We start from the raw sequence: 22,763 nt of genomic DNA, 5'->3' as shown, positions 1-22,763 counted from the left end.
ATCATCGGCTCTCGGGTGACAGCCACACCCGGCACTCCTGGGTGTCCCGATCCTACGAATGACCCGGATCAACCCACGAAGAAAGGTATGGATCGGGTGACGGGGGCGGTGTGAGGTCGGAGTGCGCAACGGACAGAGCTCCTGTGCCGTTGAGGGAGGTGTTCGACGTCTCAACTCCGCAGCACAGGAGACCTGTTGGTTCCGTATCCTGCCGTACTCGACCTGCCTCACGCCTTGGTCGAGTGGGTCACGATGCTCATCGTCACCCGTGAGGGTGACCGGCGGTGCAAACTCCCGCCGCACCGCCGTGCGCTGGTCGCACTTGTGTACCTGCGTCGCCATGACACCCTCGCCCGTATCCCCGCCGCTTTCGGGATATTCGTCGGCACCGCCCACGCCTACGTCACCGCGGTCACCGCTCTGCTCGCCGAGCAGGCGCCGGGCCTGCTGAAGACGCTGCGCGTGCACGACCCGGACTTTGTTCTCCTGGACGGCACGCTCGCCAAGTGCGACCGCGTCGGCGACGGCAGGGCCGACTACTCCTCGAAACACAAGCGGCCACGGGGTGAACGTGCAGGTCGTCACGGATCCGGCCGGCGAGATTCTGTGGCTGTCGCCGGCGTTGCCGGGCCGGACCCACGATCTGACGGCCGCCCGCACCCACAAGATCCTCCGGATCTGCGCTCGCCAGGGCGTCCCCATCCTCGCCGACATGGCCTACATCGGTGCGGGCGACTGCGTCACCACCGCCAAGCGCCGCCCGCCAGGCGGTGAGCTGACCCTCACCGAGCGGACCGAGAACCGGGCTCTGTCCGCAGCCCGGGCACCTGTCGAACGAGGCATCGCACAGCTGAAGTCCTGGCAGATCTTCCGCAGATCCCGCATCAGCCCCAACCGCATGAGTGTCATCACCAAGGCCGTCCTCACTCTGGAGAAGCAACGCTGAACGCTGAATCGTTCCGGGTTCGGTAGGGACTCGATCGTTTGAGAGGATCGAGTCATGATGGTCAACTCCCGTGGATCGCCTCGAAGTTCATCGAACAGGGAGGTGCGCCGGCTCCCAACCTGAGAGACGTCCTCGCCAGTCATAGGGGAGTGGTCCCCCAAGACGTCTTCCTCCGGATCGGCTTGAGTCTCTCCCTGGCTCTCGTCCACGCTCACGAACTCGGCCTCGTACACGGCTCCGTCGCACCGAGAGCGGTCCTCCTGGCCGATGACGGTGTCCGGCTGATCGGATGGATGACCGCGAGCGTGGACGGAACTGACAGTCCGCACCGTGACCTTCTCCCCCTCACCGAGACCTACCTGGGTGGGGGTGAGGTCTTTCCCGAGAGCGATATGTACGCCGCCGGCGCGCTGCTCCTGGCATTCCCGGCCGGGAGCAGGGAGAACCCCAGAGTTGGCTTGGCCTCTCGGATCGATCCGGTGCTCCTCATGACACTTCGGCACTGTCTGGAGCACGAGCCTGCGCGCAGACCGTCCGCGCGGGAGTTGGCGGAGGCGTTCACCTCGGCAGTGGATGGATCAACGAGCTCTGACACGAAGGAACTTGACCGCCTGTTCGATGACCTCCTACGGATGGAGCCGTTGGCTCAGGAGGACCTGCTGACCCTTGGACCGACGCTGGTAGGCCGCCTGATGACCTACTCCAACTACCTGGCGAACCTGGGAGAGCGTGAGGAATCACTCGCACAGGCGGAGGAAGCTGTGCGCGTCTGCCGCGAGTTGGCCGCGGAGGCTCCGCAGGAGTACGCGACCGGCTTGGGAGCCGCGCTCAACAACTTGTCTGTGCGGCTGGGGGAGTTGGGCCGGGCGGAGGAGAGTCTCGCCGCCGCTTTCGAGGCGCGGGAGGTCTACGAGGCACCGGGTTCCGGACCCGGTCTCGCGATGGTCCTCAACAACCTGTCCAATCGCCTGGCGGCGGTGGGCCGGAGAGAAGAAGCTCTCGCGGCGGCCGAAGAAGCTGTCGCCGTCGGGAGCTAACGGGGACTTGGCGAGGTTGTCCACGACCCTCGGCAACCGACTGAGTGAACTGGGCCGGAGGGAAGAGGCCCTGGACGCCTTCCTGTCAGCCGTACACAGCTACGACGGACACGCCACGCCAGACCACGCCACCACCCTCAACAACCTCGCCGTCCTGTACGCCACCCTCGGCCGCCGCGACGACGCTCTCCGCACACTCGACGAGAGCACCACCCTCCAGTCGACACTCGAAGCCGACCCCATGAACACCCTCCCCCGGATCCGCGCACAATCCGACCGCATCAGAACCTGGCTCACAGGATGATTCCAAGTCCCCGACGTGTTCCCTGATTAGACCGAGCGTTCTCACATACTTCCCAAAGGACCCCGAACCATGGCAGCAGAACTCTCCGACGCCTTGAAGCAACACATCGATGACACCAAGGTCTTCGCCACGGTCGCCACCCTCGCGACCACCGGCCACCCCCACCTCACCGTCGTCTGGATCAAACGGGACGGCGACGACCTCGTCTTCTCCACGACCGTGGACCGCGCACAGGGGAAGAACCTGGCGCGCGACCCCCGAGTCACGATCATGATCACTCCTCCGGACAACCCCTACACTTACGCCGAGATCCGAGGTACCGCCACCATCACCCCCGACCCCACCAACGCTCTCCCCAATGAGCTGTCCCTCAAGTACACAGGCCAGGACTACGTCACGTTCAACCCGGCCTCGAAGCAGGACGCGGACCGCGTCATCGTCCGAGTGACCCCGACAAAGGTCACCGGCCGCTTCTGACCCCGGTCTCGCGGACGGCGGTGTCTTCGGAGTTCGACCGCCGTCCGCAGGCTGTGTCATCAGCAGAGACCGCTGAACCTTCTCGCTCACACCCGGAAGCGGCCGGTACGAGCTCACCGCGTACGCCTCCGGCTCCGCTTCACCTCCTGGTCGACGGCCCACGCATCGGCGACCGGTCAGAGGTGTCCGAGTTTGTCGGTATTGATGACCGAGCGGATGGTCTGGACCTCGCCGTCGAGGACGTCGAGGACCAGGGTGTGGAGGACCTTGCCGTCCCGGTCACGGAAGACCGCACCCGGCTGGCCGTTGATCTCGTGCTTCTCGAACGTGATGTCGATCCGAGCCATGACCGGATAGACACCGGCGAGCAGGCGTGCCACGTTCTCGGCGCCGACGACAGACCTGGCCAGCTGCGGAGCCTTCCCGCCGCCGTCCCCGACCAGCTGCACGTCGGCGGAGAGCAGACTCCGCAACCCGTCCACATCACCCAGCGACAGCGCCTCGAAGAACCGCGTCGCCAGTTCCTGCCGCTCCCGCCGGTCCGCCTCGAAACGGGGTCTCCCGGCCGCCATGTGCCGACGCGCACGCACCAGCAGCTGTCGGCAAGCCGCCTCCGAACGGTCCACCGCCGTGCCGATCTCGTCGAAGCCGAAGGCGAACACCTCCCGCAGCACGAACGCCGACCGCTCCAGCGGACTGAGCTTCTTCGAGTTGGCCACCGATCAGGTGATGGCCGGTGAAGCGCAACGAGCGAGGCCCCCGGGCTGTTGATCGAGATGTCTGACGTCTCCATCACATTGCTCGGGGGCCTCGTTGGTCATCCGTCCTGCCGCACTCGACCTGCCGCATGCGCTCGTGGAGTGGGTGACGATGCCGATCGTCACTCGTGAGGGCGACCGCCGCTGCAAGCTCCGCCCGTCCCAACACGCGATGGTGGCACTGGTGTACCTGCGCGAACACACCACCCTGGCAAAGATCGCCGCCGGGTTCGGGATCAGCGAGTCCACCGCCCACGCCTGCACCAGCCAGGTCATCGACCTGCTCGCCGGCCGGGCACCGGGTAGGTCCTGCGCGAGACCATGGCGGACTTCGTCCTCCTGGACGGCACCCTCGCCGAGTGCGACCGGGTCGGCGACGGACGGGCCGACTACTCCCACTGTGAGGATGGTGGCTGTGTCGTTCTGGCCACGGCTTGACTCGTACTCTCACTGGCCGTTTGTGCCTTGTGTTTGATCTGTCGGCCCGGCCGGAGCGGCACGTACCGGCACCGGGCCGGCGGAGCGTGTCTCGATAGGGGCCTTGGCCTCGAAGGCACCGTCACAGTTCTGACCGCTCCATTCACCCGGCGCTGACAATCGGTACGTCGTCGAACAGGAGCACCGTGATCACCCCAGGCATGCCGGCTGTCTTTCCTGCTGTCCACGCTGTCGAGGCAGCAGCCGAGCAACGCGCGGTGGTGCTGGGCGTCGACACCCACAAGGACGTGCACGTCGCCGCCGTCCTTGACCACCTTGGTCGCCTGCTGAACACAGGGGAGTTCCCGGCCACCGAGGCCGGCTACCGCCACCTTCTCGACTGGGCACGCCAGTGCGGGACGGTGCTGCGGGCGGGAGTGGAGTGCACTGGCTCCTACGGTGCGGGCCTGGCCCGCTACCTCGCGGCCCAGCAGGTTCCGGTGGTGGAGATCAACCAGCCGGACCGGTCCACCCGGCGCCGCCGTGGCAAGACCGACGCCGTTGACGCCGAGTCTGCCGCCCGCGGCGCGCTGTCGGGCATGGCACGGGCGCCACCGAAGAGCGGCGATGGGCACGTGGAAGCGTTGCGTATGCTCCGGTTGGCGAAGAACTCCGCAGTCAAAGCCCGCACCCAGGCACTCAATCAGCTCAAGGCCGTGCTGGTCAACGCTCCGTCCACCCTTCGCGAGGAGCTGGAGCCGCTCTCGACTTCGCTCCTGGTCCGGCGGTGCTCGGAACTGGCCGACTCCCGCGACGGTAACCCGGCAGCCGACACAGCGGTCTTCACGCTGAGGCTGCTGGCGCAGCGCGTTGTGCAGCTTCGGCAAGAAGCCACCGAGCTCGGACGGCGGATGACCATAGCAGTCCGGGCTACCGCGCCCAGCCTGCTGGAGCAGCTCGGGATCGGACCGGACAGCGCGGCGGCCCTGCTGATCACCACAGGCGACAACCCAGAACGGCTGGCCAGCGAGGTATCCTTCGCCGCCCTGTGCGGTGTCAGTCCTGTGGAGAAGTCCTCAGGCAAGAGCCAGCGCCGCCGGCTCAACCGCGGCGGAGACAGGCAGGCCAATGCCGCGCTGCACCGCATCGTGGTCACCCGTATGCGACAAGACGAGCGCACTCGCCTCTACTTGGAGCGACGCACCGCCGAAGGAAAGGGAAAACGCGAGGTCATGCGCTGTCTGAAACGCTACACAGCCCGCGAGGTCTACTGCCTGATCCGCGCCGACATGATCACGCGTCACCAGCAGCCTGATACCTCAGCGACCCTGATGACCGCAGCTTGACGAACATAGGGGCATCAAACACCGGCGCCACGGCGTGAACGTGCAGGTCGTCACCGACCCCGACGGCCGGCTGCTGTGGCTCTCACCCGCTCTGCCGGGCCGCACTCACGACCTGACCGTCACCCAGAGGGGGTGCCCCCAGCCCGCACCCACCGGATCATCCGCGACCTTCAACCGGGCACTGGCCGCTGCACGAGCGCCGGTCGAGCGCGGCGTCGCCCGCCTGAAGTCCTGGCGCATCTTCCGCAGGTCCCGGTGCAGCCCGAATCGAATGACGTCAATCGCCAAGGCCATCCTCACGCTGGAGCAGCAACGCTGAAGAAGCTCAATGAAATCCGCGAGTTCGGCAGGGCTCGGGGTGTCCTGCTCCGGTCGGTCCGGCCGGGTGGGCTTCGCCCTGCCGCTCAGAGGCGGCAGCTGATCTCCATGCCGTCCTCGACGGGGAACGTGACGCTCTGGTATCCGTTCGCCGGGGCGCGTACGTAGTCGAGGTACGGCCGCAGACTGCTCAGGCCGACGTCGTCGGCCACGACGAGTGTGCCGGGTCGCAGGCGCGGTTCGAGCAGCCGCAGGACGGGCAGGCACAGCTCTTTCCAGCCGTCCAGCAGGACGAAGTCCGCGGGGGCGTCGAGGCTGCGGAGGGTGTCGCGGGCGTCTCCCTCCAGCGTGGTGATCAGGTCGTCCAGGCCGGTCTCGGTGAAGGTCCGGCGGGTCGCGGCGATCTTGTCCTTGCTGAGTTCCGTGGTGATGACGCGTCCGGTGCCGTTGTCCCGTACGGCTGCGGCCAGGTACAGCGTGGAGATCCCGAAGGACATGCCGAACTCGACGACCGTGGCCGGGCGGACGGCCCGGACCAGGTTGTACAGCAGCTCCCCGCCTCTGGCGGAGATCGGCATGTAGACCTCCGCCACGGCGTCGGCCCGCTCCTGGGGTGTCAGCGGCGCGAACCCACCGGGCAGTTGCGCGCCGACGCGCGCGGCGGTGGCTTCGTCCTGCTCGGCTCGCTCGAACATCCGGCCGAGGGCTGCCTCGATGCGGGGGTCGGCGAGCGTGTGAGTGTGTGTCATGAGATTTAGGGTAGACGCAACGTTGCGTCAAATCTAGGGGCGATATCCTGACCGCCGGGAGGCGAAATGGCATCTGCGACAAACGCTGCCGAGGCGAACGGCACCGGCGGACCGGGGCGGCGGCACCACGGCAACCGGCACGGACGCAGCGAAGAGGCCCGGCTGGCGGTACTGCACGTGGCCGACGGACTGCTCGTCGAGAAGGGTTTCGCGGGCGTCACGATGGAGGGCATCGCCGCCCGGGCCGGTGTGGCCAAGCAGACCATCTACCGCTGGTGGAAGAGTAAGACCGACGTCTTGATGGACGCCTTCCTCCAGGACGCGACCGAGGACCTCACGGCTCCCGATTCCGGTGACATCGCCCTCGACCTGCGCGACTATCTGCGCCGACTGGCGTGGTTCCTCAGCGAGTCCGACTCCGGCGCCGTCTTCAAGGCGCTGATCGCCCAGGCGCAGCACGATCCGGTGTTCGCCCAGGACTTCCGGTCCCGGTACCTCGACGGGCAACGCCGCCGCGACCGCCTGCTGTTGGAGCGGGCCGTGGACAAGGGGCAGTTGCCCGCGGACCTCGACATGGCGGCCGAGACGGACCAGCTCGTAGGCCCTCTCTACTACCGCGTACTGGTGACCGGCGAACCGGTCGGCCGCGAATTCACCGACGGGCTCGTCGATGCGTTCCTCCGACGGCACACGCTGACGACGCGGACGAAGTCCTGACCGGTCAGCGCACCCAGGGACTTGTTAGTGCGTGTTGTGAAAGTGGGGACGGGGCTCACCGTGCCCACGAAATTGTTGGGCGGCCAAGGATGTTGATCACGTCATGACTCAAGGACCAGCGCCTCGCCCACTGTCCGACGAAGCCCTCTCCGATCTGCTCGGCAAGCAGCAGTTCGGCACGCTCGCCACTGTCAAGCGCAGTGGCCATCCGCACCTGACCACCATGCTGTACAGCTGGGACTCCGAGGCCCGCATCGTGCGGTTCTCGACGACGGTCGACCGCATCAAGGTCGGGCACCTGCGACGCGATCCGCGTGCCTCACTGCACGTGCAGGGCGGCGACGTGTGGTCGTTCGCCGTCGCCGAAGGCGAGGCCGAGGTCTCGGAGATCACGAGGGTTCCTGGCGATGCGGTTGGTCGGGAACTGCTCGGAATGATCCCGCAGGCTGCGAAGCCTGAGGATGAAGACGCGTTTCTGGAGCAGTTGGTGGCCGAGCGCCGGGTGGTCATCAGGTTGAAGGTGGACCGGATGTACGGAACGGCACTCGATGTCAACGGCTAGGACGAATCGGGTCGGTGCTGGTCGCAGCCACTCGTTGATGGCTGCGACCAGCACGGTCGCGTGATAGCGGACGGCGAGTTTGTCGTACCTCGTGGCGACGGCGCGATGGCGTTTCAGGCGGTTGATCCCGCATGCGACGGCGTGCCGCTGCTCATGGTCGGTCTTGTCGAACTTCGGCGGGCGGCCACCGCGGGAACCGAGCCTGTGGTGATGGCGAATCCGGTCGGCTTTCTCCGGGACGGTGCACCGCGCGCCGCGCTTACGCAGGTAGGCCCGGTCGGCTCGGCCGGATTCGGGGCGCGCGGATGGCGTCCATGGCCGGCTTGAACTGGGGGCTGTCGTGCCGCTGGCCGGCGGTGACGAGCAGGGGCAACGGTTTCTGTCCCTGCTCGACCGCCAGGTACAGCTTGGTGGTCAGCCCGCCGCGTGAGCGTCCGAGGTCGTGGTCGTCAGGCTCTGCATCGACGCCGCCGGGAGGCTCCTTCTGTAGATCCCCTTTGCCCGCGCCCCGGCGGCGTGCTGGTGGGCTCGGGCGATGGTGGAGTCCACGCTCATATCCCAGGTGATCAGGTCCATCTCGTCGGCTTCGGCCCGCAGTTGCTCCAGATGCGCTTCCAGGTGCCGTTGCGCTGCCAGCGCCGGAACAGGTCGTAGACCCGGTCCCACGGTCCATACCGCTTGGGCACGTCCAGCCACGGTGTCCCGGTCCTCGTCCGCCACCTTGTGCCGTCGAGCGGCTTCCGACGCGTCCAGGTCCGTGGACGGCCCGGCTTCTTACCGACAGACAGCAAGGGTTCCAAGCGAGCCGGGCGTGAACGCCCGGGGTTCCACGCTAGATCAAGCTGAAGCCGTCGACGGACAACTGGAAGACGCGTTCCGCCTGAACGGCCGGGTCGGTGTGGTGCTCGGTGGCCAGGGCGATTCCGACGATCAGCGTGAGCAGATCGTGGATGGTGGTGTCGGCCCTGACGGCCTGGTCTTCGATGGCCCTGCGCAGCAGGGGGGTACCGGCTGCCTCGATGGTCGCTGCGCAGGAGTCCGGGGCGGCCTCGTCCTGGAGGGGCTCGTAGGAGAGGGCGTCGGCCAGGCCGCGTGCGTCGAGCGAGTAGGCGAGCAGTTCTCGCAGCCATTTCAGCAGGGCGAGGCGGCTGTCGTCCTGGCCGCTGAGCGTATGGGCGAGGTCGCACAGGGCCTGGACGCGCTGTTGGAAAACGGCTTCGAGCAGGGCCTTGCGTGTAGGGAAGTGGCGCCGCACGGTGGCTGATCCGACGCCTGCGACGCGGGCGATCTGTTCGAGAGACGCCTGGGCTCCTCGGGCTGCCACTTCGGCCTTGGCCACGGTGAGGATGTGGGCGCGATTGCGGCGGGCATCCGAGCGCTGGCCGGTCATTGTCTCCCCAACGTTGATAAGTGGCGGGCCCCGCCATATTCTAGCGAAACAGGAAACGGCGGGCTCCGCCGTTTCTGTGGTGCCTGATCGTTGAGGGAGATGCGCTCATGACTACGGTCGCGACACCGATCCTCGTCACCGGGGCTACCGGCCGCCAAGGCGGCGCCACCGCCCGTGCCCTGCTCTCGCAGGGAACGCCGGTCCGTGCACTGGTACGCGACCCGAACACACCGCGGGCACAGGCGCTCGAAGAACTCGGCGCCCACCTGATCGTGGGCGATCTGACCGACCCGTCGACGCTTGAAGCGGCTGTGGACGGCGTGCGGGCGGTCTTCTCCGTACAGATGCCCGCGTACACCGAGCAGGGTGTCGACTTCGATGGCGAGGTCAGCCAGGCGGACAACCTCATGACGGCCGCCAGGGCCGCAGGGGTGGAGCACTTCGTCCAGTCTTCGACCAGCGGGGTGGGGCAGCACACCCATGCTCCGGGCTGGGCCGAAGGGCGCTGGGCGACGATGGAAGCCCCCCTGGGGACCAAGGCGGCCATCCAGGACCGCCTGCGCGAACTCGACTTCCCCTGCTGGACATTGATCAAACCGGCGTTCTTCATGGAGAACTTCGAGCCGTCCATGCGGTTCTACTTCCCCCGCGGAGTCGAAGGGGGGCTGGTCACCGTCATCAAACCGAGCACGCACCTTGCCCTCGTAGCGGCACAGGACGTGGGCCGGGCCGCCGCGGCAGCCCTGTCCGCGCCCGAGAAGTACCACCGCGTGGAACTGGAACTCGCGAGCGACTACCTGACCATGACGCAGATCGCCGGCATCCTCTCCCGCGCTCTGGGGGTCCCGCTGTCGGCGCCGGACATGACCGAGGACCAGGCCCTCGCAGCCGGCATGCCGGACATGGGCACCACCCACGAGTTCCTGAACGTGGTCGGCCAGCCGGCCCGCCCGCAGTTCGCCCGCGCGCTGGGCATCGACCTGACCAGTTTTGAACAGTGGACGCAGCGATACCTGTCGGCCACCGCCTGAAAGTGCTGCGCACCAGTCCTCTGGGTGATGTCCCTTGCGCGGTGTCGTCCATCCGGACCTGGCTGGAGGGCCATCCCCGCACCACCAACTCGCCTACTGCGGCGCCGATATGTGTACCCCCTTTGAGGAACTCGGCACCAACTGGTTGAGCTCGTCAGCCCCCAACGGTGATTAGGCCGCCGCGGCGACCGTGACCGTGCTCGGCTTTCGGAGGGCGAGATGGAGAGCGACACCCCACCCGATGAGTGATGCTCCGAGAAACAGATTGATCACGAGCACCAGCCACCTGCCCTTCACCTCCCGAGTGAACGCCAGGTAGGACGGCAGCAGGTAGAGGAGAGCCAGGACCACTCCGACAACCACGACACCTATGTTGATATCCACGGACTTTCTCCCATCTGGAAACGCTCTCTGAGGCGACCGGGCCGCCCGGCACCGGTCCCTTTGGTCTTCGGGATCACCCGGACAGCCGGGCTAGCTGCCGGTCGTGCCACCGGCTGAGCAGCTGCAGCGCGACGGTGGCGCCGATCAGCGCGCAGAACATGTCCCACTGGGTGTCCCACACATCGCCTTGCGTTGCCAGGAAGTCATCCGCCGCGTGCCCGCCGATGACCGCCGCCGCCCACTCGAACATTTCGAAGACCGCGCTGAAGGCCAGGCACGCGCAGACCGTGAGCGGTGCCAGCCAGCGGCTGCCGCGCAGCGGCGAGGTCCGGCTCAACAGCTCCCTTACCAGAATGGCCGGCACGAAGCCCTGCATCAGGTGCCCGAAGCGGTCGTACGGATTCCGTGCCAGCCCCAGGCCGTCCCGCGCCCACTCGCCCAGCGGTACCCGGGCGTAGGTGTAGTGCCCGCCCATCGCCAGCACCAGCGCGTGCACCGCGAGCAGACAGCACAACAGGCCCGTGAGCGGGAAGCGCCGCCAGGTCCAGACGGCCAGCGGCAGCCCGATCAGCACCCACACCACTTCCAGCAGCCAGGTCGTCCGGTCGTACGGCGCCCATGCGGATACGGCGACCCCCGCGACCACCACCGCGGCGCAGACGCGAGGGAGCAGGGAGGGTGGACCGACCGTGGTCGCCGTACGGCCACGAACAGCTGCGGACAGAGACATCGGAGGCGCTCCTTCTTCTCGGGCACCTCATCATGGCGGCCTCGGACCCCGATGCCCTGAGTACGACTACTCAGACGATCCCCGTACTACAGCCTCAGATCTCGTGACTGAGGAACTGCCGTCGCTCACCGCAGAGTTGGGGCCCTTGTTCGCGGACCTGGTCGAGGGTCTGTTGTCGGATCTGAGCCACAGGAACGGCTGGACGATGGCCGGGCGGGCCGGGCACACCACGCCACACCGCCCTCACCTCCGCCCGCCGTCCGCCCATTCCTCGATCAGGCGAATCGTGCGGCGGGGGTGCTCCTCGTGCACGTAGTGCCCGGAGTCGCCCCAGTGATCGACACGGGAACCCGGCACGCGCAAGGTCCCGCGTTCCCACTCCGCCGCCTCCGCCGAGGTCCACACCGTGAGCGTGGGCTGTGTACGGCGGCGGAGGAAGTCCTCGGTCCGGGGCCGTACGCCGATCGCGCCGGGGTCGGTGTACATACCGGCGTACGCCTGGGCGATGACGTGGTCGGGGGTGCCCAGGACTGTACGGATGTGCGCGGTACGCAGCCCCGCGGGGGCGTTCGGGGAGAAGGCGCCGGCGACGAAGTCGGCCGCCGCGAGGGCGCCGTGCTCCTGGTACCGGGTCAGCCGGGACGGGATGTCCTCCACCTCCGCCCCGTGCGCGCCGTGGGCGGGATCGAGGGCGACGACCGAGTGGACGAGCTCCGGATGCCGTACGGCGAGAAGGCTGACGACCTGAACACCCATGGAGTGCCCCACGGCGATCACCGGCGCCGTACCGAGGTGACGCAGCAGCGCGGCGAGGTCCTCGGCCATCTCGACCGGCGTGTTTCCCTCGTCGGGCACCTGCGAACGCCCGTGCCCGCGCAGATCCGGGACGATCACCCGGAAGCGGGCGGCGAGGGTCTCGGCGTGCGCGGACCACTCCCGGCCGTCCCCACCCCATCCGTGCACCAGCAGCAGAGGGATCGCCCCGTCGGCCCCGAGAGACGTGTGGAACAGACGGACGCGTCCCAGATCCGTGATCGTCATGCGCGGCCCTCCGAAACGGTCAGGTACGTGGCGTAGGCGAAGTCCGCGTACACACCGGCGCCGTCGAGATCCTGCGCCCACAGCCCCAGCATGGCCCCGGTGAAGCCGAGGACCCGCAGTTGGCCGTCGTGGAATTCGTCGGCGTGCTCGTCGGAGAGGACGGTGGCGTCGAGTTCCAGCGGGAGTGTCCGAGGCCCGTCGCCGGTGTCGTACGCGAAACGCAGTACCGGGACGTCGAGTTCGGCGCGCAGCACGACGGGGTGGCCGGGCCGGAGCGGGATCTCGGGTTCGTGGGCGGTGAGGTGTCCCGCCGCGCAGCTCAGCGCGCGCAGGGCGGGCGAACCGTCGTCGCGGGCCGTGACGTACAGGTAGTGCCAGTTGCGGCTGTTGTAGTAGGCGGTGAGTCCGGCCAGGTGGTCCGGGGTGCGCGGGGTGAACGTCAGGCTGGTCTCGAAGGAGCAGCGTGGCGCGGTCACCCGGCGGGCGAGAAGGCTGGGGGAGCGGCGGCCGGCGGGGGACTGGCCGCCTCGGATGCGCAGCCGGCCCGGTGCCGGATCGATCCAGTCGGCGGTGGCCGGGCGGCGCAGGGTCGACCAGTCGGGACCGAGCGCGGGGGCGTCGAAGTGGTCGGTCGGCGCGGGTTCGGGTACGGGGGACGGCGGAAGCGTCGGTGCGGGGACGGTGACCGCGGGGACCCCGCCCGCGATCCGGGGCCAGCCGTCCTCCGTCCAGGTCACCGGCTGGAGCGCGGTCTCCCGGCCGAGGACGCACCGGCCCCGCTCGGTGTGCGGGCGGGCGGTGATGTGAGCGGCGTACCACTCGCCCGTCGCCGTCTCGACGAACGAGCAGTGTCCGGCCTTCTGGAGGGGGAGCGACGGGTCGTGACGGGACGTCAGGAGCGGCCCGGCGGGGTCGGGTTCGTACGGGCCGAGGAGATCGCGGGAGCGGGCCACCGCCGCGCCGTGCTCGTACCCGGTGCCGCCCTCCGCGTGCACCAGGTAGTACCAGTCGCCCCTCCGGTAGAGGTGCGGGCCCTCGGCCACCCCCGCCGCCGTGCCGACGGAGATCGTCCGGGCCGCGCCGAGCAGCGTGCGCGTGGCGCGGTCGTACTCCTGGATCTCGATCCCCGCGAACGACTCCCGCTCCGGCCGCCAGTCGAAACGCATGTTCAGCAGCCAGCTGCGCCCGTCGACGTCGTGGAACAGGGACACGTCGAAGCCCTTGCCGTGCAGGGGGACCGGATCGGACCAGGGACCCTCGATCGTGGGGGCGGTCGTCACGTAGTTGGGGAGGTCCTTCCAGCCCTCCGCGTAGGTGTCGATGACGGTGAAGACGAGGTGGAACAGCCCGTCGGCGTACGACAGTCCGGGCGCCCAGATCCCGCCGGAGTCCGGCACCCCCGTGAGGTCGAGGAGGCGCCGGCTGTCCAGGGCCCCGCCCAGCGGACGCCAGTCGACCAGGTCACGGGAGTGGTGCAGCCGTACCCCCGGGTACCACTCGAAGGTCGAGGTGGCGACGTAGAAGTCGTCCCCGACCCGCAGGATCACGGGGTCGGGTTCGAAGCCGCGCAGGACGGGGTTGTCGATCAGCGGGGTCACGGGAGCTCCGGTCAGAGGGTGTACATCAGGGTGCCGAATCCGGGATGGTCGCACTGGAATCCCGGGCCTTCGGGGCGTATCCGTTCGATGGCGGCGTAGGTCCAGGGCGCGCCCAGGCCGCGGCGTTTGACGTAGTGGTTGAAGACCATCTCGTAGATCGGGCGGAGCTTGCCGCGCTCGACGGTGGAGATCGCGTTGTAGGTGGCCTGGCAGGAACCCCACACCGTGTACGGGACGTCGCTTCCGGTGTTGTACTTCGCGGTGTACTCGAAGCCCGTGAGGAGCCGGTTGCCGGAGGCGGAGTACAGGTCCTGGCCCTGAATCCAGGCGATCTCGCACGCCTCGGCCAGGCTGCCGAGGATCAACTGGGTGTGCGCCTGGTCGCGCCCGCTGTCGACGCACTGGCCGGAGTCCCTGATCACACGGCTGAGCTTGCAGCAGTCGTGGAGGTGGAAGGCGTCGACGGCCGCGTTGTAGAGCGAGGTGTCGTTACAGAACACCCCGAACGCCATCATCGCCTTGATACAGCTCGTTCCCCAGCCGGCGTCGCCGAACGTCCGGACCAGGGGCACCAGCACGTTCTTGATCATGTTCTCGGTCCGGGTGACGTCCGCCGCCGCCCAGGAGCCGGAGGGCGCGGTGTACCGCATCAGCTCGGCCGCCGCCGCGAACTTGAAACCGTAGATGGCCGCGGCGAGTTGCGCGTCCTTTCCGGTGATCGAGGTGAGTGTCGAGGACCAGGCCCTGATGATCTCCAGGGCCTTCGCGGCGTGCGCGGTGGTACCGGTCAGGTTCCACATCAGGGCGTTCTGGTAGGCGGCGTTGCAGTCGTTCCAGAACTCCCAGTTGTGCAGCTCGGTCGAGCCCCGGTCGACCGAGGCGAACGGGCCGAGCATCTTGTACGACGCCTGCGAGAACGCGTCGGCTTTGAACACGTTCCAGCCGCTCAGCCAGGGTTCGGTGCCGGCGGCGATCCGGCTCTTCGTCCGCTGGATGTCGGAGAGTTTGTGCAGCACACCGGGGTGGATGAAGGACGTGAGGGCGTCGGCCTCGGGCACGAGAGCGGCGCCGGCCGCGGCCGTGACGGCGCCGACGGCGGTGATCTCCAGGAAACGGCGGCGGCTGGGGGAGTGCGGCTCGGGCATGCGTCTTCCTCTTTCACTCGTCGTCGAGTGGGCGAAGGCGGGGGAGTGCCTGACCGGGAGCCGGGGTCCCGCCCGGCTCCCGGTCACGGGGATCAGCGGGCGGTGCGCCGGCCCCGGTACAGGACGAGCGTGCTGAGCGGGCCGAGCTTCGGCCGCTGTCCGGCGCCGATGGTGTGTCCCGTCGCGAGGTCCCGGGCCGGCCCGAACTCCTGGCGGGCGGGGAGCGTGAACGTCTTGTCGGTGCTGGTGTTCATGGCGATCAGATAGTCGCCGTACTCGCACAGGTAGAAGGGGGCGCGGCCGACGAGCATGGTCTCGACGCCGTCGAAGTGGACGCCCATCGCGGGGTCCGGGACGTCCGCCGGGACCGGCGCGAGGTGGTAGACGTCCCCGGCGAGGGCCTGGTGGAGGGTGTCGCCGGGCGGCGGGAAGCCGCCGGGCGGGATGTGGCCGGCGCCGGGGTCGTTGATGGCGTAGTCCCACAGAATCCAGTCGCGTGCGGTGAACGTGTCGCCGGTGGTGCCCGCCGAGCGCTGGCGGACGGTCGCGGAGCGCTGGTCGACGGGGGTGAGGTGGTGGACGCGGGCGTAGTCGTTGACCCCCTGGCGGGCGCGCCAGTAGAGGGAGGCGAAGAGCAGTTCCCGGCCGTTCTTCACGGCGAGGACGCCGTTCTCCTCGTCGGTGAAGACGAAGTCGGGCCGGTCCCAGCCGGTGGGTATGCGGCTCGGGCGCGCGGGGAGCGCCTGGAAGGCGTCCCAGTCCCGGGAGACCAGACGCAGCCCGGCCAGCCCGACCCGGGTCCAGGTGTGGTTGATGAGCAGGTCGAGCTGCTTGTAGAACTGGCCGTCGCCGACCATCTCCTGGGTCCAGCCGACGATGTCCGGGTCCTTGAACACGGCGGCCGACAGCACCGGGTGGGAGTCCCACGCGGTGCGTGAGGCGTAGGCGATCTCGCCGGGGTAGACCTCGTTGCGCCAGCCGACGACGGTCTCGATACGGGAGACCCGGGCGCCCGTCTCGTCGACGTCGACCACCCGGAACCGGCCGCGCGCCTTGATGATCTTGACCATCTGCTCGCGGAGCTCGGGCGCGCTCCGGCCGCCGTACCCGCGGGTGACCGACTCGTACATCATCACGAGCCAGTCTAGGACCTCGCCGTAGCTGCCCACGTACCCGAGTTCACGGGTCAGACCGGCGCGGCTGACCTGGCGGTAGCCCGTGCCGAGCGGCTTCGTGGGGGTGCCGTCCGCGTTCTCCGGGCCGAGGTAGGGCGTCATCCCAAGCGACTGGTACAGGTAGCCGCGCACCTTGTCCTCCGGCAGGGCGAGCGCCGGGTCGAGGAGGCCGAGGCCGCGGTTGGCCTGGTAGATGCCGATGGCGCAGATCTGCGACTGGTTGGTGTAGTGCGGGAAGTGCTGACGCCAGTAGTCGCGGCTGGACTTCAGCATGTCGGTGTAGGCGGCCCGCCGGACCGGCTGCTCCGAGCCGCCGGTGCCGTCCGGCGCGGTGAGCGTCAGGTCGTCGAACCAGGCGGTGCCCGGTCCGGACAGCCGCAGATGGAACTCGGCCTGGGTGGCCCCGTCCGGGGTGTCCAGGTCGATGGAGACGTACTCCCAGTCGTGGGTGCCGGTGGCCGCGAACTGGCGGTGGTCGCTGCCGACGAGTTTGCCGGCGTCGTCGAAGAACAGCGGGTCGATATGGGCGCCCGAGCCCGTGACGCCGTCCGTCCTGATCCACGCGCTGTAGGTGTGCGTGCCCTTGCCGACCCGGACCTTGGGGGAGTTGTACACGGTGATGAAGCCGTTCGCCGCGGTCGCCGTGACCTTCAGCGAGGCGGAGCCGGAACGGGAGACCCCGGTGTCCCGGGCCCAGGAGGCGTCGGCGGTCCTGCCCCAGCCGGGCACGTCCCAGCCCTCGGGGGTGCCGGCGCCGTCCTCGAAACCGGGGTTGGCGAGCGCGTACGGGGAGCCGGTCACCGTCCGGTCCAGCCGGTCGCCGAGGTGCTCCCAGAGCAGCGCCAGCACCAGCCCGACCCGTCCGAAGCCCTGCCACTGCTGGTCCGACCCGGTCAGCACGGCGGGGTCGGCCTTCCACGCCAGGTACCGCCCGTCGAGAGCGCGCAGCACCCGCTCCAGCGCCACCGGGTTGCCGTACGCCGGGCTGCCGGACCACAGATAGCCCTCGGCGAGCGACTGGAACGCCCAGGCGTCCATGCCGGCCGGGTTCGCACCGGCGAGGTAGTACTGCTGGTCCTTCAGCACGCGCCGGCGTACGGCCTCCAGCGCCTCCGGGCCTTCGACCGTGCGCTTCTTCGGCACGGGGGCGGGACCCTGGACCTCGCCCCTCGGCGCGACGAAGTACGGCTCGGTGTGGGTGTAGATCCGGTAGATGCCCCGCGACGGCGTGGTCATCTTGTAGTAGAGCTGGTCGGCGTTCTGGCCGTAGGACCAGATCCGGCCCATCGCCCGGATCTCCAGCGTCACCTTCCGCTTGCCCCGGGTGAGCCGCTCGGGCAGCGGCAGGGTGTGGAAGAAGAACCGGCCGGGAGTGCGCGGGGAGGTGTCCAGGATGTCGAGGCTGTCGACGGCGCCCTCGTCCTGGTGGCCGACCTGGAGCCCGTCGCAGAAGAGCTGGAGCCGCCACATGTTCGTGCCCGACGCCGCCTGCTGGGACGTCTTGTCGTAGTCGTCGCCCCACAGCCGGACGGTGACGTAGGTGGTGCCGGCCGGGCTGACCGCGACGTCGAACTTGAGCGTGCCGCCCCAGTAGCCGGCCGGGTCGGTGGGGTTGAGGACACGGGCGCTCTGGCCGAGGCCGCCGGTGACCGTGTCGGAGAGGGTGGCGGTCAGCCGGTGGGCGGTCTCGGACGCGGTGTCACCGAGGACAACGATGTCCAAGGGCTTGCAGGCGGCCGGCGTGAGTGCGTCGGGGGTGGCGGGCGCCGCAGCGGCGGCCGGGGTGTTCAGCAGGCCGAGCCCGGCCGCCGCGACGCCGGTCGTGCCGGCGTACTTGAGCACCTCACGACGGCCGGGAACTCTGGGGGAGTCGGTCACGACTGATGATCCTTTACTTGAGGCTGCCCATGAGGATTCCGCTGCGCCAGTACTTCTGGAGGGCGAACATGAAGACCGCGAGCGGGACGATCGACACCAGGGACCCGGTGAGGACGAGGGTGTTCATGTCGCGGGCGGTCTGCGCCTGCTGGAGCCACGAGTAGAGGCCCAGGGTCACGGGGAAGGTGCGCTCGCCGTTGAGCATGAACAGGGGGAGGAAGAAGTTGTTCCAGATGCCGATGAAGTCGAGCATGAAGATGGTGATGCCGCCGGTCCGCATCAGCGGCAGCGCGACCGACCGGAACACGCGCAGGTCGCTCGCCCCGTCGAGGCGGGCCGCCTCCATCAGCTCGGTGGGTACGGAGCTGTCGGCGTACACCTTGCCGAGGTAGACCCCGAACGGATTGATGAAGTAGGGGATGAGGAGCGACCAGATGGTGTCGGTCAGACCGACCTTCGCGAACACCAGGTAGAGCGGGAACGCCAGCAGCGTGCTGGGCAGCAGCGAGGCGCCGACGATGGTGGCGAACAGGGCCCCGCGGCCCCGGAACCGGAACTTCGCGAGCCCGTACCCGGCGGCGAGCGAGATCAGGGTGGACCCGGCCGCTCCGAGGGTGGAGTAGAGGATCGAGTTGCCGATCCAGCGGGTGAACACCCCGTCGTGGTAGGTCCAGATGCCCTGGAGGTTGTCCCCGAGGTGGTTGGCGGAGAACCACAGGCCGAACGTGGAGTAGAGGTCGGTCTGGTTCTTCGTCGCCGAGACGATCAGGAACCAGGTCGGGGCGAGCGAGTAGAGCAGGAAGAGGACCAGAAGCCCGGTGGTGAGGACCATCGCGCGACGGCTGGGGCGGACACCGCCCCCGGAGGGGACACTGCTCATGACATCTTCCTGTTCGTCACACGGTGGAACACGAAGGCCAGCACGCCGGTGATGACGGCGAGGACGATCGACTCGGCGGCGGCGTACTGGTAGTCGCCTGCTTTGAACGCCCGGTCGAAGATCTCCATCATGGGCGTGAAGTCCGTGTTGATGGACTCCGGCGCGATCTGCCGCAGGAGCAGCGGTTCGGCGAACAGCTGAAGCCGGCCGATGAGCGAGAACATGCCGGTCAGCACCAGGATTCCGGTGATGTTCGGGATCTTGACCGACCAGGCGATCCGCCACTCCCGCGCGCCGTCCAGCCGGGCCGCCTCGTACAGCTCGCGCGGCAGGGCCTGCAACGAGGCGGAGATCAGGATCATGTTGAACCCGATGCCCTGCCAGGTGAGCAGGTTGCCGAGCGAGAGGTAGGTGTTGAGGCCGCCGAAGAACTCGACGCTCGTACCCGCCCGGTCGGCGAGGTCGAGGAGCGGGCTGCCCGTCGGGCTGTAGAGGAACAGCCACATCAGGGTGGAGACCACGGCCGGGACGACGTAGGGGATGAGCAGGGCCGCGCGGAAGAACTTCACCGCCCGGGCGGCCACGCCGTCCAGGAGGAGGGCCAGCAGCAGGGAGATCCCGAGCATCACCGTGATCTGCACCGAGCCGAACAGCAGGGTACGCAGCACGCTCCGCCAGAAGTCCCCGTCCGTGAGGACCGAGGCGAAGTTGCTGAAACCGGTGTAGACGACGCGCGTCGGGCCGAAGCCGAGACCGGTGCCCTTCTTCTCGTACAGGCTCTGGCCGAACGCGTAACCGATGGGCACGACGTAGGTGGCCAGGAAGCCGAGGAGGAAGGGCGAGGCGAACAGCAGCCCCTTGTAGCCTCCTCGTTCCCCGGTCCGGCGGGAGGAGGACCGCCGAGCCGGGGAATCGGTGGCGACCTCGGGCGGTCGCGTCAGGGTGGACACGGATTTCTCCAGGTGAGGTGTGCCGGCTGACACCGGTGGTGAGGAAAAAGGGGGTTCAGCCGGCCGCTTCGGCCTTGATGCCCTTGCGGTTGAGGTCGTCGACGGTCCACTTCTGGAGGCTCGCCAGCATGTCCTTGACCTTCAGTTCCTTCTTCATGACCTTGCCCCACTGCTTCTGCATCTCGGAGTACATGCCGGCGTAGTTGGGGCCGTACTGCCACTGGTCGCCGACGCGGGACGCGGCGGTGGTGATGACCTGCGCGCTGTCCGACTTCCCGTTGAACATCCCGGTCGGGATGATCTTGGCGACGTACGGCGAGACGTCCTTGACCGCCGGGAACAGACCCGACTTGGAGGCGGGGTCGGTCAGCGTGGTCAGCGACTCCTTGCTGCTGGACAGCCAGGCCGCGAACTCGGCGGCCCGGTCCGGGTACTTGCAGCCCTTGAGCACGGCCGTGGTGTCGAAGTTGCTGGAGGTCAGCGGCTTCGCGGTGTCGAAGACCGGCGAGTCGGCCAGCTGCCACTTCCCCTCGGACTTCGGGAAGTTCGTGGCGTAGATCGGCAGCTGCCAGGTCGAGGTGGTCATCGCGATGGTCTTGCCGAGGTCCCACGTCTTGAACACCCCGGGGTCGGCGTACGACGCCCCGGAGGCGAGGTCGTTGTCGACGAGCTGCTGGACGACGTCACCGGCGCGCAGGGCCTCGGGGGTGGTGAAGCCGATCTCCCAGTGGTCGCCGGCCACCTTGTACCACTGGGCGCCGGACTCCCAGGACAGGTCGACCAGCGTGCTCGGGTCCTCCCCGGCCATGTTGTAGATCTTGACGTTCTTGTCCTGCTGCCGGACCTTCTTGCCGGCGGCGATCAGGTCGTCCCAGGTCTTGGGGGCCTCGATGCCGTACTTCGCGAATAGGTCCGCGCGGTAGGCGGTGAACAGGGGCGAGGAGCCCATGGGGATGCCGAAGGTGGTGCCGCCGGGGCTCACCGCGTTCCACGCCGCGCTCGTGTACGGCGCCTTGTACTTGGCGGCGGTCTTGGTGATGTCGGTGAGCAGGCCGTCGGCGGCGAAACTCGCCAGGTTCGCCCCGTCCATCTTCGACAGGCAGGGGGCGGTGCCCGCGTTCACCGCGGCGCGCAGCTTCTGGTAAACGGTTTCACCAGCCGCGTTGACGTACTTGACCTGGGTCTCGGGGTGCTCCTTGTTCCACGCGTCGGCCTGGGCCTCGATGCCGTCGGTCCAGCTCCAGAACTCGAGCGTGACGTTCCCCTTCGTGTCGGCGGCGGCCTCGCCGTCGTCGGAACCCGAACAGGCGGAGAGCAGCAGGCAGAGCGAGACCGCGGCAGCCGTCGGGACGAAGACGCTGGTGCGGGACTTGGACATCGGTCCTCCACGAGAGAACAAGACGGCGCGTGCGGTGCGGGGGAACCTGCGCGGTCGACGGCGGGACGCAGCGAAGGGGGAGAGACGACTATCGCCCGAAAAGGGGTCAGTAACCGTTTGCTGTCTGACTGCGTGGACCGTACGACCGAAGGGGCCGCGACCACAAGGGCAAAGGGCCGGATTATTTCGTCAAACTTTCAGAGATGTTACCTGTCGAGGCGTTGACCTGGGCATTTATCGCCTCGGACGAAGTGGGCGATCAGGCCGTACGGAGTGAGTCGAGGTGCGGGGCATTGACCGGCGCGGCGCGGGACTCCTAGCGTGGAATACGTTTACTTCCCTGGTGAGGCCCTTCTGTGGCGCCCTCATGATCGCCCTCATGCCCGCCTCCGTGCCCGAGCAGGAGCACCATGCCCACTCCCTCGCTGCCCTTCGCCGTGTTCGCGATGAACCCGGCGCATCTGTCCGAGCTCTTCCCGCCGCGCCTCATGGAGCGGCTGCGCAGACAGGCGCGGATCGACCCCGGGCTCGTCGTCCAGGACTTCGCCGACCCGGCGGTCGCCCCGGCGCTGGCCCGCGCGGAGGTGCTCATCACCGGCTGGGGCTGCCCGCACCTCGGCGAACAGGCGCTCGCCGCCGCCCCGCGCCTGCGGACCGTCCTGCACGCCGCGGGCAGCGTCCGCCACCTGGTCGGCGAACCGTTCTGGGACCGGGGACTCACCATCTCCAGCGCCGTCCGCGCCAACGCGCTGCCCGTCGCCGAGTACACCCTCGCCGCGATCCTCCTCGCCGGGAAGGACGCCTTCGCGCTGCGGGAACGGTTCCGCGCCGAACACGTCTACCCCGAGCCCCACGAGTACACCGGCGTCGGCAACCTCGGCCGCCGCGTCGGCCTGATCGGCGCCTCCCGCGTCGGCCGCCGGCTGCTGGAGCTGCTGCGCCCCTTCGACCTCGCGGTGAGCCTGTACGACCCGTACGTCGACCCCGCCGAGGCGGCCCGGCTCGGCGCCGTACCGCTGTCCCTGGACGAGCTGCTGCGCACCAGCGACATCGTCAGCGTCCACGCCCCGGACACCCCCGAGACCCACCACATGCTCTCCCGGGAACGCCTCGCCCTCATGCCCGACGGAAGCGTGCTGATCAACACCTCGCGCGGCGCCCTCGTCGACCACCGGGCCCTCACCGGCGAACTCCTCAGCGGGCGGCTCGGCGCGGTCCTCGACGTCACCGACCCGGAGCCGCTGCCCGCCGACTCGCCGCTCTACCGCCTGCCCAACGTCTTCCTCACCCCGCACATCGCGGGCTCGCTCGGCAACGAACTCGCCCGGCTCGGCGGCACGGTCCTGGAGGAACTGGAGCGCGTCGTGACCGGGAACCCGCTCGCGTACCCGGTGCAGCGGGCGGAACTCGCCACCAGCGCCTGACGATTCCAGCCAGCCAGCCAGCCAGCCAGCCAGCCAGCCCGCCCGCCCGCTCGACCGACCGCCGCCTCGCCGTCAGCCGTGTGCCCCACCCGGCGTGGTCGATTCCACCCCTCAGGAGTTCCCCACCC

21 protein-coding genes and 4 pseudogenes are annotated in these 22,763 nt (G+C 68.6%); 11 read left to right on the top strand and 14 right to left on the bottom strand.

Going from position 1 to position 22,763, the window contains the following annotated elements; translation table 11 throughout:
- Positions 1–195 precede the first annotated feature (195 nt).
- The 4 genes and pseudogenes from ABZX85_RS45370 (at position 196) to ABZX85_RS45355 (ending at position 2,764) form a co-directional block, all read left to right on the top strand.
- Positions 196–946, top strand: a pseudogene (locus ABZX85_RS45370) (transposase family protein).
- 38 nt (positions 947–984) lie between these two features.
- Positions 985–1,983, top strand: coding sequence for a tetratricopeptide repeat protein (locus ABZX85_RS45365; protein WP_355883505.1), 999 nt, complete (start codon positions 985–987; stop codon positions 1,981–1,983).
- Between the two features lie 16 nt (positions 1,984–1,999).
- Complete coding sequence (locus ABZX85_RS45360; RefSeq protein ID WP_355883502.1) at positions 2,000–2,287, top strand: tetratricopeptide repeat protein; 288 nt, start codon at positions 2,000–2,002, stop codon at positions 2,285–2,287.
- 69 nt (positions 2,288–2,356) lie between these two features.
- Entirely contained in the window at positions 2,357–2,764 is a 408-nt protein-coding gene (locus ABZX85_RS45355; RefSeq protein WP_355883499.1) for a PPOX class F420-dependent oxidoreductase, read from the top strand.
- Between the two features lie 113 nt (positions 2,765–2,877).
- Here the strand turns inward: ABZX85_RS45355 and ABZX85_RS45350 are convergent.
- Positions 2,878–3,471, bottom strand: a pseudogene (locus ABZX85_RS45350) (sigma factor-like helix-turn-helix DNA-binding protein); the annotation flags it as partial.
- A 106-nt stretch (positions 3,472–3,577) separates the two neighbouring features.
- On the opposite strand from ABZX85_RS45350, the pseudogene ABZX85_RS45345 reads away from it, so the two are divergent.
- The 3 genes and pseudogenes from ABZX85_RS45345 to ABZX85_RS45335 form a co-directional block, all read left to right on the top strand.
- Positions 3,578–3,918 (top strand): annotated as a pseudogene (locus ABZX85_RS45345) (transposase family protein); the annotation flags it as partial.
- 242 nt (positions 3,919–4,160) lie between these two features.
- Positions 4,161–5,285, top strand: coding sequence for an IS110 family transposase (locus tag ABZX85_RS45340; protein ID WP_355883523.1), 1,125 nt, complete (start codon positions 4,161–4,163; stop codon positions 5,283–5,285).
- A 16-nt stretch (positions 5,286–5,301) separates the two neighbouring features.
- A pseudogene (locus tag ABZX85_RS45335) lies at positions 5,302–5,604 on the top strand (transposase family protein); the annotation flags it as partial.
- Positions 5,605–5,689: 85 nt separating this feature from the next.
- Here ABZX85_RS45335 and ABZX85_RS45330 read toward each other — a convergent pair.
- Positions 5,690–6,352, bottom strand: a complete 663-nt coding sequence (locus tag ABZX85_RS45330) for a class I SAM-dependent methyltransferase (protein WP_355883496.1) — start codon at positions 6,350–6,352, stop codon at positions 5,690–5,692.
- A 66-nt stretch (positions 6,353–6,418) separates the two neighbouring features.
- On the opposite strand from ABZX85_RS45330, the gene ABZX85_RS45325 reads away from it, so the two are divergent.
- Together ABZX85_RS45325 and ABZX85_RS45320 are read left to right on the top strand one after the other, a co-directional pair.
- Entirely contained in the window at positions 6,419–7,069 is a 651-nt protein-coding gene (locus tag ABZX85_RS45325; protein WP_355883493.1) for a TetR/AcrR family transcriptional regulator, read from the top strand.
- Between the two features lie 103 nt (positions 7,070–7,172).
- A complete protein-coding gene (locus tag ABZX85_RS45320) occupies positions 7,173–7,631 on the top strand; it encodes a PPOX class F420-dependent oxidoreductase (protein WP_355883490.1) in 459 nt (152 codons plus the stop codon).
- A 414-nt stretch (positions 7,632–8,045) separates the two neighbouring features.
- Here ABZX85_RS45320 and ABZX85_RS45315 read toward each other — a convergent pair whose 3' ends face one another.
- From ABZX85_RS45315 to ABZX85_RS45305, 3 genes are read right to left on the bottom strand one after another with little or no spacing between them, the layout of a single operon-like run.
- Complete coding sequence (locus ABZX85_RS45315; protein WP_355883487.1) at positions 8,046–8,180, bottom strand: hypothetical protein; 135 nt, start codon at positions 8,178–8,180, stop codon at positions 8,046–8,048.
- Between the two features lie 17 nt (positions 8,181–8,197).
- Positions 8,198–8,422: a transposase gene (locus tag ABZX85_RS45310; protein ID WP_355883484.1), complete on the bottom strand. Its 225-nt coding sequence runs from the start codon at positions 8,420–8,422 to the stop codon at positions 8,198–8,200.
- Positions 8,423–8,463: 41 nt separating this feature from the next.
- On the bottom strand, positions 8,464–9,021 hold the full coding sequence (locus tag ABZX85_RS45305; RefSeq protein WP_355883481.1) for a TetR/AcrR family transcriptional regulator: 558 nt from the start codon (positions 9,019–9,021) through the stop codon (positions 8,464–8,466).
- Positions 9,022–9,128: 107 nt separating this feature from the next.
- Here ABZX85_RS45305 and ABZX85_RS45300 point away from each other — a divergent pair, with 107 nt between their 5' ends.
- Complete coding sequence (locus ABZX85_RS45300; protein ID WP_355883478.1) at positions 9,129–10,052, top strand: NmrA/HSCARG family protein; 924 nt, start codon at positions 9,129–9,131, stop codon at positions 10,050–10,052.
- A 171-nt stretch (positions 10,053–10,223) separates the two neighbouring features.
- On the opposite strand, the gene ABZX85_RS45295 is transcribed toward ABZX85_RS45300, so the two are convergent.
- From ABZX85_RS45295 to ABZX85_RS45255, 9 genes are all read right to left on the bottom strand, one after another.
- Entirely contained in the window at positions 10,224–10,436 is a 213-nt protein-coding gene (locus tag ABZX85_RS45295) for a superinfection immunity protein (RefSeq protein WP_355883475.1), read from the bottom strand.
- A 73-nt stretch (positions 10,437–10,509) separates the two neighbouring features.
- Positions 10,510–11,166 (bottom strand): DUF2238 domain-containing protein, encoded by a 657-nt coding sequence (locus ABZX85_RS45290; protein WP_355883472.1) that lies wholly within the window; start codon positions 11,164–11,166, stop codon positions 10,510–10,512.
- A gap of 243 nt (positions 11,167–11,409) precedes the next feature.
- A complete protein-coding gene (locus ABZX85_RS45285; RefSeq protein ID WP_355883469.1) occupies positions 11,410–12,207 on the bottom strand; it encodes an alpha/beta hydrolase in 798 nt (265 codons plus the stop codon).
- On the bottom strand, positions 12,204–13,796 hold the full coding sequence (locus ABZX85_RS45280; RefSeq protein ID WP_355883520.1) for a glycoside hydrolase family 43 protein: 1,593 nt from the start codon (positions 13,794–13,796) through the stop codon (positions 12,204–12,206). The genes ABZX85_RS45285 and ABZX85_RS45280 overlap by 4 nt, the downstream gene beginning before the upstream one ends.
- Before the next feature lie 20 nt (positions 13,797–13,816).
- A complete protein-coding gene (locus ABZX85_RS45275; RefSeq protein WP_355883466.1) occupies positions 13,817–14,950 on the bottom strand; it encodes an alginate lyase family protein in 1,134 nt (377 codons plus the stop codon).
- A gap of 92 nt (positions 14,951–15,042) precedes the next feature.
- The gene (locus tag ABZX85_RS45270) at positions 15,043–18,003 is read right to left on the bottom strand and encodes a Tat pathway signal sequence domain protein (RefSeq protein WP_355883464.1); all 2,961 of its coding nucleotides are present in this window, start codon (positions 18,001–18,003) and stop codon (positions 15,043–15,045) included.
- Positions 18,004–18,016: 13 nt separating this feature from the next.
- Positions 18,017–18,883 carry a carbohydrate ABC transporter permease gene (locus ABZX85_RS45265; RefSeq protein ID WP_355883461.1) on the bottom strand — a complete coding sequence of 289 codons (867 nt, stop codon included), beginning with the start codon at positions 18,881–18,883 and terminating at the stop codon, positions 18,017–18,019.
- The gene (locus ABZX85_RS45260) at positions 18,880–19,833 is read right to left on the bottom strand and encodes a sugar ABC transporter permease (protein WP_355883458.1); all 954 of its coding nucleotides are present in this window, start codon (positions 19,831–19,833) and stop codon (positions 18,880–18,882) included. Before ABZX85_RS45260 ends, ABZX85_RS45265 begins: the two co-directional genes overlap by 4 nt.
- Positions 19,834–19,888: 55 nt before the next feature.
- A complete protein-coding gene (locus tag ABZX85_RS45255) occupies positions 19,889–21,211 on the bottom strand; it encodes an extracellular solute-binding protein (protein WP_355883456.1) in 1,323 nt (440 codons plus the stop codon).
- A gap of 410 nt (positions 21,212–21,621) precedes the next feature.
- Between ABZX85_RS45255 and ABZX85_RS45250 the strand changes: the two genes are divergently transcribed.
- Positions 21,622–22,635, top strand: coding sequence for a hydroxyacid dehydrogenase (locus ABZX85_RS45250; protein WP_355883453.1), 1,014 nt, complete (start codon positions 21,622–21,624; stop codon positions 22,633–22,635).
- Positions 22,636–22,763 lie beyond the last annotated feature (128 nt).

Source organism: Streptomyces sp. NPDC004539 (assembly GCF_040610055.1).
Classification (GTDB): Bacteria; Actinomycetota; Actinomycetes; order Streptomycetales; family Streptomycetaceae; genus Streptomyces.
This window is presented reverse-complemented; position numbering and strand designations above follow the sequence as displayed.

What these genes read in the sequence shown, in the direction of transcription:
- ABZX85_RS45355 (WP_355883499.1), top strand. Translation starts at nt 2,357, where the DNA reads ATGGCAGCAGAACTCTCCGACGCCTTGAAGCAACACATCGATGACACC.
- ABZX85_RS45340 (WP_355883523.1), top strand. Translation starts at nt 4,161, where the DNA reads ATGCCGGCTGTCTTTCCTGCTGTCCACGCTGTCGAGGCAGCAGCCGAG.
- ABZX85_RS45330 (WP_355883496.1), bottom strand. Translation starts at nt 6,352, where the DNA reads ATGACACACACTCACACGCTCGCCGACCCCCGCATCGAGGCAGCCCTC.
- ABZX85_RS45325 (WP_355883493.1), top strand. Translation starts at nt 6,419, where the DNA reads ATGGCATCTGCGACAAACGCTGCCGAGGCGAACGGCACCGGCGGACCG.
- ABZX85_RS45320 (WP_355883490.1), top strand. Translation starts at nt 7,173, where the DNA reads ATGACTCAAGGACCAGCGCCTCGCCCACTGTCCGACGAAGCCCTCTCC.
- ABZX85_RS45305 (WP_355883481.1), bottom strand. Translation starts at nt 9,021, where the DNA reads ATGACCGGCCAGCGCTCGGATGCCCGCCGCAATCGCGCCCACATCCTC.
- ABZX85_RS45300 (WP_355883478.1), top strand. Translation starts at nt 9,129, where the DNA reads ATGACTACGGTCGCGACACCGATCCTCGTCACCGGGGCTACCGGCCGC.
- ABZX85_RS45290 (WP_355883472.1), bottom strand. Translation starts at nt 11,166, where the DNA reads ATGTCTCTGTCCGCAGCTGTTCGTGGCCGTACGGCGACCACGGTCGGT.
- ABZX85_RS45285 (WP_355883469.1), bottom strand. Translation starts at nt 12,207, where the DNA reads ATGACGATCACGGATCTGGGACGCGTCCGTCTGTTCCACACGTCTCTC.
- ABZX85_RS45275 (WP_355883466.1), bottom strand. Translation starts at nt 14,950, where the DNA reads ATGCCCGAGCCGCACTCCCCCAGCCGCCGCCGTTTCCTGGAGATCACC.
- ABZX85_RS45265 (WP_355883461.1), bottom strand. Translation starts at nt 18,883, where the DNA reads ATGAGCAGTGTCCCCTCCGGGGGCGGTGTCCGCCCCAGCCGTCGCGCG.
- ABZX85_RS45255 (WP_355883456.1), bottom strand. Translation starts at nt 21,211, where the DNA reads ATGTCCAAGTCCCGCACCAGCGTCTTCGTCCCGACGGCTGCCGCGGTC.
- ABZX85_RS45250 (WP_355883453.1), top strand. Translation starts at nt 21,622, where the DNA reads ATGCCCACTCCCTCGCTGCCCTTCGCCGTGTTCGCGATGAACCCGGCG.